This is a genomic window from Streptosporangium sp. H13245 (assembly GCF_055690525.1).
This window is the reverse complement of record NZ_JBSZKT010000005.1, coordinates 1-14,357: the sequence shown is the minus strand read 5'-3', so window position 1 is coordinate 14,357 and position 14,357 is coordinate 1. Positions and strand designations below refer to the sequence as shown.

Annotated in this window: 14 protein-coding genes and 1 pseudogene; 1 reads left to right on the top strand and 14 read right to left on the bottom strand. The window is 69.2% G+C overall.

What is annotated here, in order from left to right; genetic code table 11:
- Positions 1-11: 11 nt before the first annotated feature.
- The gene (locus ACW9TB_RS11650; RefSeq protein ID WP_472747989.1) at positions 12-602 is read left to right on the top strand and encodes a cob(I)yrinic acid a,c-diamide adenosyltransferase; all 591 of its coding nucleotides are present in this window, start codon (positions 12-14) and stop codon (positions 600-602) included.
- A 48-nt stretch (positions 603-650) separates the two neighbouring features.
- Here ACW9TB_RS11650 and ACW9TB_RS11645 read toward each other — a convergent pair whose 3' ends face one another.
- The 14 genes and pseudogenes from ACW9TB_RS11645 to ACW9TB_RS11580 form a co-directional block, all read right to left on the bottom strand.
- Complete coding sequence (locus ACW9TB_RS11645) at positions 651-1,061, bottom strand: DUF2550 domain-containing protein (RefSeq protein ID WP_329090987.1); 411 nt, start codon at positions 1,059-1,061, stop codon at positions 651-653.
- Positions 1,062-1,105: 44 nt separating this feature from the next.
- The gene (locus tag ACW9TB_RS11640; protein WP_472747988.1) at positions 1,106-1,513 is read right to left on the bottom strand and encodes a F0F1 ATP synthase subunit epsilon; all 408 of its coding nucleotides are present in this window, start codon (positions 1,511-1,513) and stop codon (positions 1,106-1,108) included.
- 68 nt (positions 1,514-1,581) lie between these two features.
- Positions 1,582-3,009, bottom strand: a complete 1,428-nt coding sequence (gene atpD, locus ACW9TB_RS11635) for a F0F1 ATP synthase subunit beta (RefSeq protein ID WP_350973502.1) — start codon at positions 3,007-3,009, stop codon at positions 1,582-1,584.
- A gap of 1 nt (position 3,010) precedes the next feature.
- Positions 3,011-3,910 carry a F0F1 ATP synthase subunit gamma gene (locus ACW9TB_RS11630; protein ID WP_472747987.1) on the bottom strand — a complete coding sequence of 300 codons (900 nt, stop codon included), beginning with the start codon at positions 3,908-3,910 and terminating at the stop codon, positions 3,011-3,013.
- 3 nt (positions 3,911-3,913) lie between these two features.
- Positions 3,914-5,563: a F0F1 ATP synthase subunit alpha gene (gene atpA / locus ACW9TB_RS11625; RefSeq protein WP_472747986.1), complete on the bottom strand. Its 1,650-nt coding sequence runs from the start codon at positions 5,561-5,563 to the stop codon at positions 3,914-3,916.
- 23 nt (positions 5,564-5,586) lie between these two features.
- Positions 5,587-6,396, bottom strand: a complete 810-nt coding sequence (locus ACW9TB_RS11620) for a F0F1 ATP synthase subunit delta (protein ID WP_472747985.1) — start codon at positions 6,394-6,396, stop codon at positions 5,587-5,589.
- Between the two features lie 46 nt (positions 6,397-6,442).
- On the bottom strand, positions 6,443-6,979 hold the full coding sequence (locus tag ACW9TB_RS11615; RefSeq protein WP_472747984.1) for a F0F1 ATP synthase subunit B: 537 nt from the start codon (positions 6,977-6,979) through the stop codon (positions 6,443-6,445).
- 32 nt (positions 6,980-7,011) lie between these two features.
- A complete protein-coding gene (atpE, locus tag ACW9TB_RS11610; protein ID WP_386264945.1) occupies positions 7,012-7,245 on the bottom strand; it encodes an ATP synthase F0 subunit C in 234 nt (77 codons plus the stop codon).
- A gap of 68 nt (positions 7,246-7,313) precedes the next feature.
- A complete protein-coding gene (gene atpB, locus ACW9TB_RS11605; protein ID WP_472747983.1) occupies positions 7,314-8,105 on the bottom strand; it encodes a F0F1 ATP synthase subunit A in 792 nt (263 codons plus the stop codon).
- A 286-nt stretch (positions 8,106-8,391) separates the two neighbouring features.
- On the bottom strand, positions 8,392-8,820 hold the full coding sequence (locus tag ACW9TB_RS11600) for a hypothetical protein (RefSeq protein WP_472747982.1): 429 nt from the start codon (positions 8,818-8,820) through the stop codon (positions 8,392-8,394).
- Between the two features lie 151 nt (positions 8,821-8,971).
- On the bottom strand, positions 8,972-10,348 hold the full coding sequence (locus ACW9TB_RS11595; protein WP_472747981.1) for a glycosyltransferase family 4 protein: 1,377 nt from the start codon (positions 10,346-10,348) through the stop codon (positions 8,972-8,974).
- Positions 10,349-10,405: 57 nt separating this feature from the next.
- Complete coding sequence (locus ACW9TB_RS11590) at positions 10,406-11,671, bottom strand: serine hydroxymethyltransferase (protein ID WP_472747980.1); 1,266 nt, start codon at positions 11,669-11,671, stop codon at positions 10,406-10,408.
- Positions 11,672-11,797: 126 nt separating this feature from the next.
- Positions 11,798-12,178 carry a hypothetical protein gene (locus ACW9TB_RS11585; RefSeq protein ID WP_472747979.1) on the bottom strand — a complete coding sequence of 127 codons (381 nt, stop codon included), beginning with the start codon at positions 12,176-12,178 and terminating at the stop codon, positions 11,798-11,800.
- A gap of 192 nt (positions 12,179-12,370) precedes the next feature.
- A pseudogene (locus ACW9TB_RS11580) lies at positions 12,371-14,357 on the bottom strand (hypothetical protein); the annotation flags it as partial.

Here is a 14,357-nt window from a genome sequence, read left to right as displayed (position 1 = left end):
CGCTGAGCCACATGACGCGAGCTGACAGAGACAAGCCGGTGGTGCTCTCGAAGATCTACACCCGGACCGGAGACGACGGCACGACCGCGCTCGGCGACATGAGCCGCACCCGCAAGACCGACCCGCGCCTGGCCGCCTACGCGGACGTCGAGGAGGCCAACGCCGCGATCGGCGTCGCCCTGGCCGCGGGCACCCTGGAGGCGGACGTCACCGCCCTCCTCACCCGGATCCAGAACGAGCTGTTCGACGTCGGGGCCGACCTGTGCTCCCCGGTCGTGGAGAACCCCGAGTTCCCGCCGCTGCGGGTCGAGCCCTCCTACGTCGAGTGGCTGGAGGCGCGGTGCGACGAGTTCAACGAGCGCCTCACACCGCTGCGCAGCTTCATCCTGCCCGGCGGCACCCCGGCCGTGGCCTGGCTCCACGTCGCCAGGACCGTGGTCCGGCGGGCCGAGCGGACCGTCTGGTCGGCGCTGGAGGTCCACGACGACGTCAACCCGCTGACCGCGAAGTATCTCAACCGGCTGAGCGACCTGATGTTCATCCTCTGCCGGGTGGCCGCGAACGGCGACGAGATCCTCTGGAAGCCCGGCGGCACCCGCTGAGCGACCAAAAACCCGGGCGAGCCAAGCACTGAACGGGACCGGCTCCGCTCAGGCGACGTCGAGATAGGCGCTGGGCGGGGCCGACTCCAGCCAGGCGACGAAACCGGTGAGGGCCCGGTATCCCATGGCGAGCTCGAAGGCGTCCTGCCCGTTGCGGCACTCGATCGCCGTCACGCCCTCGATGAACCCGAAGAACTCACCGGACCCGACCTTGCGACGCCCGGAAACGACAAGGCCGCGCCTCACGATGACGTGGCGCGGCCTTGGAAGCAGACCTATGAGCGGGATCCAGTTGAGATGGCCGTCGGCGTAGCGGGCCACACCGACCCGCCAACCTCGCTCCTTTGACAGGGAGCGCAGGCAACAGAGCACCGATCCCCGGGAGCGGGTCAGGATGAGAACCCGGAGTCCCAGGAGGGCGACGAGCAGCCCCAGCACGATGAGAACATCCACCACCATGTCTGCTCGCCCCCCAAAAGCGCGTACAGCCTAAGAAGCAGAATTTATCCGACTTCTTCCCCGGCCGCGCGCAGCCGGGCCCTGGCACGCTTGGCCTCGGAGGCCGCGTCCGCGTCTTCCTGGTTGGACTCGACCGAGGCCTGGGCCCGCTCCAGCGCGTTCTTCGCGCGGGTGACGTCGACCTCGGAACCCAGCTCGGCCAGCTCGGCCAGAATCGACACCTCGTCGTCGGCCACCGAGAGGAATCCTCCGTGGACGGCGGCGACGAGGTCGGCTTCGCCGTCGCCCCGCTTGATCGTCAGCAGACCGCCCTCGACGAGAACGCCGAGCACGGGTGCGTGCCTAGGCATGATACCGATCTCGCCGTCGACGGTCTTGGCAATCACCATGTCGGCCTCACCGGACCAGATCTCACGCTCCGGGGAGACGACGCCTACTCGCAGCTTCGCCACTTTCTCTCCAGTTCCTTATCGAACCAGGCGCCGGTACGGCCGCGTGACCGTACCGGCGCCGAAGGCGACTAGCGGGCGAGTTCCTTGGCCTTGGCCACGGCCTGGTCGATGCCGCCGACCATGAAGAACGCCTGCTCGGGCAGGTGGTCGTAGTCGCCGGCGCACAGGCCCTTGAACGAGGCGATGGTCTCGTCCAGCGGCACGTTCTCACCGGGCTGGCCGGTGAACGCCTCGGCGGCGTACATCGGGTGGGACAGGAAGCGCTCGATGCGACGGGCCCGGTTGACGGTGACCTTGTCCTCTTCCGAGAGCTCGTCGATACCGAGGATCGCGATGATGTCCTGCAGTTCCTTGTACTTCTGCAGGATCCGCTTGGTCTCCTGGGCCACGCGGTAGTGCTCCTCGCCCACGATCAGCGGGTCGAGGATCCGCGAGGTGGAGTCGAGCGGGTCCACCGCGGGGTAGATGCCCTTCTCCGAGATCGGCCGCGAGAGAACGGTCTGCGCGTCGAGGTGCGCGAACGCGTTGTGCGGGGCCGGGTCGGTGATGTCGTCCGCGGGGACGTAGATCGCCTGCATGGAGGTGATCGAGTGACCGCGGGTCGAGGTGATGCGCTCCTGGAGAACACCCATCTCGTCGGCGAGGGTCGGCTGGTAACCCACCGCGGACGGCATACGGCCGAGCAGGGTGGACACCTCGGAACCGGCCTGGGTGAACCGGAAGATGTTGTCGATGAACAGCAGCACGTCCTGCTTCTGGACGTCCCGGAAGTACTCCGCCATGGTCAGGGCGGAGAGCGCGACGCGCAGACGGGTGCCCGGGGGCTCGTCCATCTGGCCGAAGACGAGGGCGGTGTCCTTGAGGACGTTCGCCTCCTCCATCTCCAGCCAGAGGTCGTTGCCCTCACGGGTGCGCTCGCCGACCCCGGCGAACACCGAGGTGCCACCGAAGTTGCGGGCGACCCGGCGGATCATCTCCTGGATCAGAACGGTCTTGCCCACGCCCGCGCCGCCGAACAGGCCGATCTTGCCGCCCTGCACGTACGGGGTGAGCAGGTCGATGACCTTGATGCCGGTGGTCAGCATCTCGGTCCGCGACTCAAGGGTGTCGAAGGCGGGCGACGGGCGGTGGATGCCCCAGCGCTCGTTGATCTGGAGGGAGGAGGTCTCGACGTCCAGCGACTCACCGAGGGTGCTCCACACGTGGCCCTTGACGACGTCGCCGACGGGGACCGAGATGGCCGCGCCGGTGTCGGTCACCGGGGCGCCACGGGTGAGGCCGTCGGTGGGCTGCATGGAGATGGCGCGGACGAGGTTGTCACCCAGGTGCTGGGCGACCTCCAGGGTCAGGACCTTGGCCTCACCCTGAAGCTCGACGTCGACCTTGAGGGCATTGTAGATCTCGGGCATCGCCTCGACGGGGAACTCCACGTCGACGACGGGACCGGTGACCCGCGCGACGCGGCCCACGCCGGTCTCAACAGTCTGTGCAGTCATTTCACTCTTTCCCCGCTGCGGAGTCGGCCAGCGCGTTCGCGCCACCGACGATCTCGCTGATTTCCTGGGTGATCTCGGCCTGGCGGACCTGGTTCATCTTCTGCGTGAACACGCGGATGAGCTCGTTGGCGTTGTCGGTGGCCGACTTCATCGCCCGGCGGCGCGAGGCCTCCTCGGAGGCCGCCGACTGGAGCAGCGCGGTGAAGATGCGCGACTCCACGTAACGCGGCAGCAGCGTGTCGAGAACCTCGCCCGCGGTGGGCTCGAACTCGAAGTACGGCAGCGGCGTGTCGGGCTGCTCCGTGCTCTCCTCGACCACCAGCGGGAGGATCCGCTTGACCACGACCTCCTGCGTCAGCATCGAGACGAACTCGGTGGAGACGATGTGGATCTCGTCGAGCCCGTCCTCGGCCGAGAAGGCCTCGATCAGGGCGCCGGCGATCTCCTTGGCGTCGGAGTAGGCGGGCTTACGGGAGAACCCCGTCCACTGCCCGCCCATCTCACGGTTGCGGAAGGTGTGCCAGGCGACGCCCTTGCGGCCCGTCACGAAGGGCACGGGCTCGACGCCCCTGTCCCTGAGCAGGTTGCCGAGCGCCTCCGCCTCACGCAGGACGTTGGCGTTGAAGCCACCGCAGAAACCGCTGTCGCTGGTGACGATCAGGACGGCGGCCCTGGTGGGCTGCTCCTTGGCCACCGTCAGCGGATGGTCGGTGGTGGAGGTGTTGCTGACCACGCCCGTGACGGCGCGAGTGATCTCGCGCTCGTACGGCACGGCGGCCTGCATCCGCTGCTGTGCCTTGACGATGCGGGACGAGGCGATGAGCTCCTGGGCGCGGGTGATCTTCGCCGTGGACTTGACCGACTTGATCCGCCGCCGCAGCAGTCTTAGCTGGGCACCCATCGGCTACTTCTTCTCTGCCGTGCGGACTCGCTTCGTGATCTTCTCCTGGCCGACCTCGCCCTCGCCGAGCGCGGCGACCGGCTCGTCGTTGACCAGGTATTCACCGGAGGAGGTCTCGAAGCTCTTCTTGAACTCGGTGATCGCGTCCTTGAGGGCGGTCACCGTGTCGTCCGACAGCTCCTTGGTCTCGCGGATGCTGTCGAAGATGCCCTTCTTCTCGCGGCCCAGGTAGTCGTGGAAGTCCGCCTCGAAGCGGCGGATGTCCTCGACCGGGACGTCGTCGAGCTCGCCCGTGGTGCCGGCCCAGACCGAGACGACCTGCTTCTCGACCGGGAACGGGTTGTACTGGGCCTGCTTGAGCAGCTCGACCAGGCGCTGGCCGCGCTCCAGCTGGGCACGGGAGGCCGCGTCCAGGTCGGAGGCGAAGGAGGCGAAGGCCTCCAGGTCACGGAACTGCGACAGCGACAGGCGCAGCGTGCCGGCGACCTTCCGCATCGCCTTGACCTGCGCCGAGCCACCGACTCGGGAGACGGAGACACCGACGTTGATGGCCGGACGCACACCCGCGTTGAACAGGTCGGTCTCAAGGAAGCACTGGCCGTCGGTGATCGAGATGACGTTGGTGGGAATGAACGCCGAGACGTCGTTGCCCTTCGTCTCGATGATCGGCAGACCGGTCATCGAGCCGGAGCCCATGTCCTTGGACAGCTTCGCGCAGCGCTCAAGGAGGCGGGAGTGCAAGTAGAAGACGTCGCCGGGGAACGCCTCGCGGCCCGGCGGACGGCGGAGCAGCAGGGAGACGGCGCGGTAGGCGTCGGCCTGCTTGGTCAGGTCGTCGAAGACGATGAGGACGTGCTTGCCCTGGTACATCCAGTGCTGGCCGATGGCCGAGCCGGTGTAGGGCGCGAGGTACTTGTAGCCGGCCGGGTCGGACGCCGGAGCGGCGACGATGGTGGTGTACTCCATCGCGCCCGCCTCCTCAAGGCGGCCCTTGACCTGGGCGATCGTGGAGCCCTTCTGGCCGACCGCGACGTAGACGCAGAGAACCTGCTTGTCGGGGTCGCCGGAGAGCCAGTTCTCCCGCTGGTTGAGGATGGTGTCCACGGCGACGGCGGTCTTGCCCGTGCCACGGTCACCGATGATCAGCTGGCGCTGGCCGCGGCCGATCGGCGTCATGGCGTCGACCGCCTTGAGACCGGTCTGCAGCGGCTCCTTCACCGGCTGGCGCTGAACCACCGAGGGGGCCTGGAGTTCGAGGGCGCGAAGGCTCTCGGACTCGATGGCGCCCTTGCCGTCCAGGGGGACGCCCAGCGGGTCGACCACCCGGCCGAGGAAGCCGTCGCCGACCGGCACGGACAGGACCTCGCCCGTCCGGCGGACCGACTGGCCCTCCTCGATCTTGCTGAAGTCGCCCAGAACGACGACACCGATCTCTCGGACGTCCAGGTTCAGTGCCAGGCCACGCGTGCCGTCCTCGAACTCAAGCAGCTCGTTCGCCATCGCCGAGGGAAGGCCGGAGACATGGGCGATGCCGTCGCCGCAGTCGACGACGGTCCCGATCTCCTCGCGCGCGGCACCTTCCGGCTCGTACGCCTGGACGAAGCGCTCAAGTGCGTCCCGGATCTCATCCGGCCGGATCGTAAGCTCCGCCATCTCTCTTCAGTCTCCCTATTCGCCTAGCCGGCCAACCGGCGGCGGACTTCTTCGATTCGTCCCGCGATGGTGGTGTCGATGAGGTCGTCCCCGATGTGGACCGAGAACCCTCCCAGCACCCGCGGATCCACCTCGACGTTCAGATGAACGTCGCGGCCGTACGAGGTGCGCAGCCACGTGGCGAGACGCTGCTTCTGCTCCTCTGAGAGCGCGACGGCGCTGCGCACCACCGCGACGAGGCGCTGCCGCTGGGCGGCGACCAGCTTGCCGAACTCCCCAAGCCCACTGTCCAGGCTACGTCCTCGCGGATGCAGCACAAGCTGGGTGACCAGCCGGAGCGAGGTGGGGGCGACCTTCTCGGCCAGGAGGGAGTTCAGAAGCTCCCGCTTGGCCGCCTCGGGGGCCGCCGGCGCCGTGAGGGTCCGGTGCAGCTCCAGGTTCGAGGCGGCGATGCGCCCGAACCGGAACAGCTCGTCCTCGACGTCGTCGAGCCTGCCCTGCGCCTCCGCCTCGGCCGAGGCCGCGACGACGCCGAGACGCTCCAGGGAGTCGGCCAGGTCGCCCGAGCGCGCCCACTTGGCGGACACGGCCGCGACGACCGTCTCCAGCGCGGCGTCGCTGATCTTGCCCTCCAGCAGCACCCGGACGATCTGCGCCTTCTGGGCACCGGGACGCGCGGGGTCGGAGAGGTTGCGGCGGAGCCCGTGCTCGCGGTCCAACAGGTCGGCGACCGAGAACAGCTCGTCGGCCAGCGTGCCGAGATCGGCGCTTCCCGCGACGGCGTTGAAGCGCTCTTCGACCTCGGCCAGCGAGGTCCTGCTCAGACCTCTCATCAGCCGCTCACCGACACTCGCGCGTCACGCCTGGTTCGCCGCGTCATCAGCGGACCGCCGCGCTGCTCGACTCGAGCTCCTCGAGGAACCTGTCGACGGTACGGCGCTGGCGCGCCTCGTCCTCCAGGGACTCGCCGACGATGCGGCCGGCCAGCTCGATCGACAGGCGGCCGAGCTCCGTGCGGAGCTGGGCGAACGCCTGCTGGCGGTCGGCCTCGATCTGCAGGTGCGCGGCCTCGACCAGGCGGCGGGCCTCGGCCTGAGCCTCCTCGCGGAGCTCCGCCTTGATCTGCGCGCCCTGCTCACGGGCCTCCTCACGCAGCCGCGAGGCTTCGTGACGGGCTTCGGAGAGCTGGTCCTTGTACTGCTTGAGCAGCGCCTGGGCCTCGGCCTGCGCGTCCTCGGCTCGCTTGATGCCGCCCTCGATGGCGTCTACACGCTCGGCCAGCGTCTTCTGGATGCGAGGGACCAGGAGGCGACCGACGAAGAAGAGGACGAACAGGAATGCGAATCCACCGACGACCATCTCCGCCAAGTTCGGGAGGAGAGGGTTCGCCGCTTCCTCTGCCGCTAGCAGATTCATAAATGCTGCCTTCCGTCAGGGCCGGTCGTCTTTCAGGCCCGGAAAACGAACGCGAGCGCGATACCGATCAGCGCGAGCGCCTCGGCGAAGACGAAGCCCAGGATCATGTTCTGGCGAATGAGGCCGTAGGCCTCGGGCTGGCGGGCGATGGCCTGGACGCCCTGGCCGAAGATGATGCCGATGCCGACGCCGGGGCCGATCGCGGCGAGGCCGTAGCCGATGGAACCGAGGTTGCCAGTCACTTCGGCGAGCAGACCACTAGACATGCTTTGATTTCCTTTTCTATCGACCAGTGGAGTGTCCACCGGGGTTTTTTTCGGTAGGGCGGAAAAATTCAGTGCGCGGCGTGCAGCGCGTCATTGATGAACATGGCGGCCAGCAGCGCGAACACGTATGCCTGCAGCGCCTGGATGAACAGCTCGAAGGCGGTGAGCAGGATGGTCATGATGACCCCCAGCACGCCGAGCGGAGCACCGAGCGGAGACAGCTCGACAAACAGGAAGTGCCAGCCGACCTCGGAGAACAGCGCGACGATCAGGTGACCGGCCATCATGGTGGCGAACAGTCGAACCGCGTGCGTGATGTGGCGCAGGAAGAAGGTCGAGATGAGCTCGATGGGCGCGACCAGGAAGTAGATCCACGTCGGCAGGCCGGGCGGGAACATCACGTTCTTGAAGAAGCCGATGGGACCCTGGTGCTTGATCCCCAGGTACATCACCAGCACCCATACACCAAGTGAGAGAATCGCGGGGTAGCCGATCCGTGACATCACGGGGAACTGTACGAAGATCACGGAGCCGAACAGGTTCATGATCCAGACGAAGAGGAACATGCTGAACAGCAGCGGCATCCACCGGTCGCTGTCCTTGCCCAGGTTCGGCCTGGCGATCTGCTCCCGGACGAACACGTAGGCGAGTTCGCCCACGTTCTGCATGCCTCTCGGCACCAGCTTCGGGTTGGAGAAGGCGCTGTAGACGAGTCCCATGACCAGCAGAGCCCCGACCAGCGCGAGCAGGGCGGGCTTGTTGAACCAGGCCTGACCTTCGACGAGCGGCGGCCAGTCGAACAGGCCGAGCCCCGGAGCATGAAACTCCTCGGAGGCGAGAGGCGTCAGCGCGGCGCTCACTCGGCGTTCCCTTCGTCGTATTGATTGGTCAAGAAGTCATCCGGCGACCACCTTGGGCAGGCCGACCAGACGGGGAGTGCGAACGGGGCGAGGAGGCAGGGCTCAGGGGCTCCGGCAGGCCTTCCCCTACTTTTGTTTGTCGCGCACGCGACAATAGCAGGCGCGACTCTGACTAGTCATATCGGACCAGCCTTCAGGGGATTCCCTGTCAGATGTCCGGTGGCGACCAGCCCTGCCCCGTCTGTCGAGGCGAGTGTAAGGGACATTCGACATAAGACGCGACATGTCACCTCTTCTCTTCGATCAAGCCGGGGACCTTGGCGTCGGGGTCCACGTAGAGCATGCGGAGCCGCATGAAGCCACGCGCCTCACCGGCGGTCCAGCAGATCGTGCAGGCGATGACGGTCAGGGCGAACGCCATCGGGCTCCACACCGTGGCGTCCGCGAAGAAGTCCAGCATCACCGCCAGCAGGAGGATCTTCGCGAAGTAGCTGACCATCGCCGCGGCCATCATCATCGTGGGCGAGATCCGCGCCGCGTAGGCGACGGCGACCAGGCTGATCGTGAAGAAGGCCACCACGACGACGATGCCGATGCCGGCTCCCAGCGCCCCCTTGCCACCCGCGAGGAACGCGGCGACGACGACAGCGATCAGACCGAGGAGGGCCGTGGGGATCAAGGCCGCCCTGAGAATTCGGAGATCGTTATCCTGCATCGGTGCTCCAGATGGGGGTTATCAAGCGAGCGATTGCTACCTCACAGGGCTCATCCTGGTGAGCGACTGCTAGTGAAAGCTATCACAAGCTCATGGAAGAGCGCCTTTACCTGCCGTTTCAAGTAAACGATCAAGGAGTCGGCGAAGCGGTTCAAAGCGGCGTCTCAGGGTTTGAGAAACCCTGCCGGGGAGCGCTGAGCGACAGGTCGGGCAGCACCGACAGCGTGGCCGTGTCGTCACCGGCGGCGACCGTACGGGGCCCCTGGGGCTCCGAGGGGTACGGGTGGGGCCTGACCCGGCCCGGCGGCTGCTCACCGGGCCGCGCGTGCCGGCCCGGCCCCTCCTCGGGGCCCGCGGAACCAGCGGGACCGGTAGGGCCGGTGGGGACGGCGGGGTCGAGACCGCCACGCCCCTCGGCCCCGCCGAGGTCGCGGCGGGCGCGCCAGCGGGGCAGCGCCATCATCACCAGCACGCCGATGGCGAGCAGCACGGTCAGCGGGAACAGGATGAGCGGGACACCCTCGATGGACAGCGCCACGACCGCGAAGGCGAACAGGAAGGTCCAGGCGTACATGATCATGACGCTGCGGCGGTGCGAGTGGCCGATGTCGAGCAGCCGGTGGTGCAGATGCCCCCGGTCGGGCGAGAACGGCGACAGGCCGTTGGACGTGCGCCGGATCACCGCCATGATCAGGTCCAGCAGCGGGAGCACCAGGATCGCGACCGGCACGAGAAGGGGGAGGATGACCGGGAAGCGGTTGATGCTGCTGGAGTCGAGCGGTGTGACCAGAATCATCGTGGAGGCGAGGACCAGCCCGATCAGCATCGCCCCCGTGTCGCCCATGAAGATCTTCGCCGGGTGGAAGTTGTGCGGCAGGAAGCCCAGGCAGATCCCGATGAGCACCGAGGCGATAACCGCCGTCGCGTTGATGCTGGTGTTGCCGTAGTCCTTCGACAGGGCCACCGAGTACGTCCACGTGGCCATCGCGGCGATGCCCACGATCCCCGCGGCCAGCCCGTCGAGCCCGTCGACGAAGTTGACGGCGTTGATCATGACGACCACGATCAGGATCGTGATCAGCGGGCTCAGCGTCGAGTCGAGGATGGTCTGCCCGCCCAGCGCGGTGGGCAGCGGGAGCCACGGCAGGCTGACGCCGAAGGTGACGAGCACCCCCGCGGCGCCGATCTGCCCGGCGAGCTTGACCAGGGCGTCCATCCCCAGCCAGTCGTCCAGGAAGCCGGTCAGCGTGATCAGGCCGCCCGCGGCGATCAGCGCGATCACGGTCTTGCCCTGGCCCTCGGCCGCCAGCTTGCCCCCGGCGTAGGGCAGCTCCCCGGCGATCAGCAGACCGGCGACGAGACCGCCGTACATCGCCAGGCCGCCGAGCCTGGGCGTCGGCGTGGTGTGCACGTCACGACTGCGGACCTCGGGCATGGCACCGATGCGAACGGCGAAAACGCGGACCAGCGGAACCAGCAGGTACGTCACCGCGGCCGCGACGAGCGCCATGAGTAGGTATTCGCGCACGGAACCAGTTTCGCGGATAGTCCGGCCACCTGTGACCGGAAAACGACACAGAACAGCTCATAGTTCGCTGGGATATATCTGATGGGTCCTCGTCAGCACCGCGACGCGCTCCCGTATCTCCCCCGTCGCGTCCGGGTTGCGGATGACCTGCGCCACCATCGAGGCCACCTCCTTCATCTCCTCCGGCCCCATCCCCTGGGTCGTGACGCAGGGGGTCCCGGCCCGGATCCCCGAGGTCACCGTGGGCGGCTCGGGGTCGTACGGGATCGCGTTGCGGTTCAGTGTGATCCCGGCCTCGTGGCAGCGCCGCTCGGCCACCGCGCCGGAGATCCCGACGTCGCGCAGGTCGATCAGCGTCAGATGGCTGTCGGTGCCCCCGGAGACGGGCCGCATGCCCTCGGCGGCCAGCGCGTCGGCCAGCACCTGGGCGTTGGCCACCACCCGCCGCGCGTAGTCCGCGAACTCCGGCCGCAGCGCCTCGCCGAACGCGACCGCCTTGGCCGCCACCGCGTGCATGAGCGGGCCGCCCTGTACGAACGGGAAGACCGCCCGGTCGATCCTGGGCCCCAGCTCCTTCGTGCACATGATCCCGCCGCCCCTCGGCCCGCGCAGCGCCTTGTGCGTCGTGAAGGTCACCACGTCCGCGTACGGCACGGCGGAGGGCAGGGCCCGCCCGGCCATCAGGCCGACGGTGTGCGCGACGTCGGCGAGCAGCCAGGCGCCCACCTCGTCCGCGATCCCCCGGAAGGCGGCGAAGTCGATCTCACGGGGGTAGGCGGTGGCGCCACAGATGATCATCTTGGGCTGGTGCCGCAGCGCCAGCTCCCTGACCTCGTCGTAGTCGATCAGCTCGGTGTCCCTGCGCACGCCGTACGCCACGACGTCGAACCAGCGTCCCGAGAAGTTGACCTTGGATCCGTGCGTGAGGTGGCCGCCGTGCGACAGCTCCATCGCCAGCACGGTGTCGCCCGGCTGGAGCAGGGCCGCGTAGGCCGCCAGGTTCGCCGAGGCGCCGGAGTGGGGCTGCACGTTGACGTGCTCGGCGCCGAACAGCCTCATGGCCCGGTCGATCGCGAGCCGCTCGGCCCGGTCGACGACCTCGCATCCGGCGTAGTAACGCCTGCCGGGGTAGCCCTCGGCGTACTTGTTGGTGAGCGTCGAGCCGAGCGCGGCGAGCACGGCGGGCGAGGTGAAGTTCTCACTCGCGATCAGCTGCACGCTCCCGCGGAGCCGGTCGAGCTCGTCGAGGAGCACGCTCGCGATCTCCGGGTCCTCGCGCTGCAGGAGACCGAAATCCGGCCCGTAGTACGGTTCTGCGCCCATGTCTCACACCCCGAAGACGACGACTCACCCCCACTGTAAGCCCGCCCTCCCCGGTTATCCCACGTCAGGGACGTGCCGCCCCGGGAAAGCGTGTTGCGGGGGAGCACCGCCACCGGGAGGCCCGCCTCACGAGAACGCGTGCGGGGCTCCGGCGCTGACCGGCACCCACCTCGGCGTGTCGGCCGCCTGGTCGCTGATCGACGTCAGGATCGCCTGCCGGTAGAGGCCGAGACGGGTGCGCCACTCCGTCATGTCCTCGACGTAGCGGCCGGAGACGGGGGCGTCCCAGACGTCCCTGCTCCTGGCGAGCTGGTAGGCCTTGTCCAGGCTGGCGGTCAGCGTGTCGAGCACGGGGAGCACCTGCCTCCACATCATCACCAGCCGCTGGTAGTCGGGGTTGAACTCCCACGACGTGACGGCGTCCGGAGACGGCAGACCGGCGTTGGCCGAGGCAGGCGGAGTCTCCCCCGGCTGCAGCGGCTGCGGTGCGGGTGGATCCACGAACATCACAGGCTCCTCACCCTCGCTGACACGCTTCCTGCCCCCTGCTCACTCGCCCGCCGCTTCGTATCTCGCCGCCCGGTCCCCACCGCCGCACGCTCGCGGCGCCTCACGAGGCTCCCGGCCCCGTACGCGCGGCGCCTGGGCGCTCACGATCGTGTTCCCGGCACTCCCGGCCTCGCGTTCGCGGTGCGGCGGTCACCCGCCGCCGCCCGGGGGCGGGATCGGCCGCAGCGGGTCTCCCGGTTCGACGTCGCCCGCCGGGCCGTCGGGCCGGATGTCCATGGGCACCCAGGCGCCCTCGCCCCAGGTCTCCCCGTCGGGCACGCTCACGCCCGGCATCTCCAGCGGTTCGATCTCGCGGGCGTTGTCGGCGAGCGTCTTGAGCGCGTCGAGATCGAGCGGTCTCGCCTCGGCGGTGACGACGTCACTGCCGTCGTTCGCCCACCGGGCGGCCGAACCCCCGTCGGACCGCGCGTCGGACTGCGCGGCCGGTTGCGTGTCGGGGTGCGGGTTCGCCTGTGTGCCCGGCTGTGTGTCGGGTTGCAGGCCCGGCTGCGGGTTTGCCCGCGTGTCGGGTTGCGCGCCCGGCTGCGGGTTCGCTTGGGGGTCCGGTTGTGCGGCCACACCACCGGGAGCCGCCCCCGCCGCCTGCCCGGAGACCCCGTCGGTCCCCTGCGCCACAGCGGAAACCGCGTCGCCGACGGACGGCACCGGCGCCACGGCGGGCCGCGTGGCCGCCTCGCCCGAGTTCGTGCCCGCCGTCTGGATCGCGGGCTCACCGGAGGCCGTCCCGGCGGGCCGGGGCGCGGCGTCACCGGTGGACGGGGAGCCTCCCTGCGTATCGGCGGGCCTGGGCGCGGCGGGCTCGCCGGAGGTCGTACTGGTGGACTGGGGGGTGTCGCCACCGGTGCCCGGCGGCTGGACGGTCTGGTCCGTGGTCGGACCTGCGGTGTCGAGGAGCGGGTGCACGGGCCTGGCGGAGTCGAGCGGGGGGTGCGGGTCGACCCAGCCGGGCTGCCCCGCGGTGACGGAGGCCCCCTCGACGGTGGGCATCTCCAGCGGCGGGATGTCCTCGATGTTCTTCAGCAGCTCGTCGACCTCGGCGGCCGTGGGCGCGTCGAGCGGGATCTGGAGCACCCTCACCCCGTCGACCTCCACGACCTTCGCCCTGGAATCGCTCTGGTCGATGTCGTCGGGATGATCCTTCTTGGGAGTGTCGAGGATGGTCTCGCCGGACGAGCCTCCCCCGTCCCTGGGCGAGCGCTCGTCGCCCTTCGAACCCGCGTCACCCTTGGCGTCGGGCGCGTTGCCCGTGGAATCTCCGCGCGGCGTCGTCTCGTCACCCTTCGAACCGGTGTCGTCCTTGGCGTCGGGCGCGTTGCCCACGGAGTCCCCGCGCGGCGTCGTCTCATCGCCCTTGGAACCGGTGTCGCTCTTGGCGTCGGGCGCGTTACCCGTGGAGTCTCCACGCGGGGTCGTCTCGTCACCCTTGGAACCCGCGTCGCCCTTGGCGTCGGAATCGTTCACGGGCACGGTGCCGGTCGAATCCTGCCCGCGCGGCGTCGTGTCGTCCGCGTTGATGATCTCGGGCCGCGTGTCGGTCCCGGGTGGCTCCGGCGCGGGCGGGGAGTCTCCCTGCGGCGTCCCGGGCGCGGGGACGGTGTCCTGGGGAGCCTCGGGCGTACGCGGCAGGTCGGGCGTCTCGCGGGGCGCGGTGTCGACGGGCCCTCCTCCCTGCCCCTGCGGGTTCTCCCCCGGTCCGGGAATCGCGGGCTTCAGATCCTCGGCCCTCGGCGTCTCCGGCCGCGCGTCGTCGGCCCTCGGGACGTCCGGTGCGGGCGCGGAATCCTGCCTGGGCGTCTCCGGCGCGGGGGCGCCCTCGGCGTTCGGCGTCCCCGGTACGGGCGCGCCCTGGGCACTCGGCGCCTCCGGGACACGACCCGGCGCGGGCCGGGTGTCCTCGGCCCCCGGCGCGTCCGGCACGGACTGGGAGTCCGGGGCGTCCGGGGTGTACGCCTCCGGCGGGGGCACGGAATCGTCCCCCGGGGCCTCCGGCACGGGATCGGGCCCGGGAGGCTCGGGACGCGGCTCCTCGGCCCTGGGGGGCTCCGGCGCGGGGTCGGGGTTGGGAGGCTCCGGTCTCGGCTCCTCGGCCCTCGGAGGCTCAGGAGTGGGATCGGGC

What these genes read in the sequence shown, in the direction of transcription:
- ACW9TB_RS11650 (WP_472747989.1), top strand. Translation starts at nt 12, where the DNA reads ATGACGCGAGCTGACAGAGACAAGCCGGTGGTGCTCTCGAAGATCTAC.
- ACW9TB_RS11645 (WP_329090987.1), bottom strand. Translation starts at nt 1,061, where the DNA reads ATGGTGGTGGATGTTCTCATCGTGCTGGGGCTGCTCGTCGCCCTCCTG.
- atpD (WP_350973502.1), bottom strand. Translation starts at nt 3,009, where the DNA reads ATGACTGCACAGACTGTTGAGACCGGCGTGGGCCGCGTCGCGCGGGTC.
- ACW9TB_RS11630 (WP_472747987.1), bottom strand. Translation starts at nt 3,910, where the DNA reads ATGGGTGCCCAGCTAAGACTGCTGCGGCGGCGGATCAAGTCGGTCAAG.
- atpA (WP_472747986.1), bottom strand. Translation starts at nt 5,563, where the DNA reads ATGGCGGAGCTTACGATCCGGCCGGATGAGATCCGGGACGCACTTGAG.
- ACW9TB_RS11620 (WP_472747985.1), bottom strand. Translation starts at nt 6,396, where the DNA reads ATGAGAGGTCTGAGCAGGACCTCGCTGGCCGAGGTCGAAGAGCGCTTC.
- ACW9TB_RS11615 (WP_472747984.1), bottom strand. Translation starts at nt 6,979, where the DNA reads ATGAATCTGCTAGCGGCAGAGGAAGCGGCGAACCCTCTCCTCCCGAAC.
- atpE (WP_386264945.1), bottom strand. Translation starts at nt 7,245, where the DNA reads ATGTCTAGTGGTCTGCTCGCCGAAGTGACTGGCAACCTCGGTTCCATC.
- ACW9TB_RS11600 (WP_472747982.1), bottom strand. Translation starts at nt 8,820, where the DNA reads ATGCAGGATAACGATCTCCGAATTCTCAGGGCGGCCTTGATCCCCACG.
- ACW9TB_RS11590 (WP_472747980.1), bottom strand. Translation starts at nt 11,671, where the DNA reads ATGGGCGCAGAACCGTACTACGGGCCGGATTTCGGTCTCCTGCAGCGC.
- ACW9TB_RS11585 (WP_472747979.1), bottom strand. Translation starts at nt 12,178, where the DNA reads ATGTTCGTGGATCCACCCGCACCGCAGCCGCTGCAGCCGGGGGAGACT.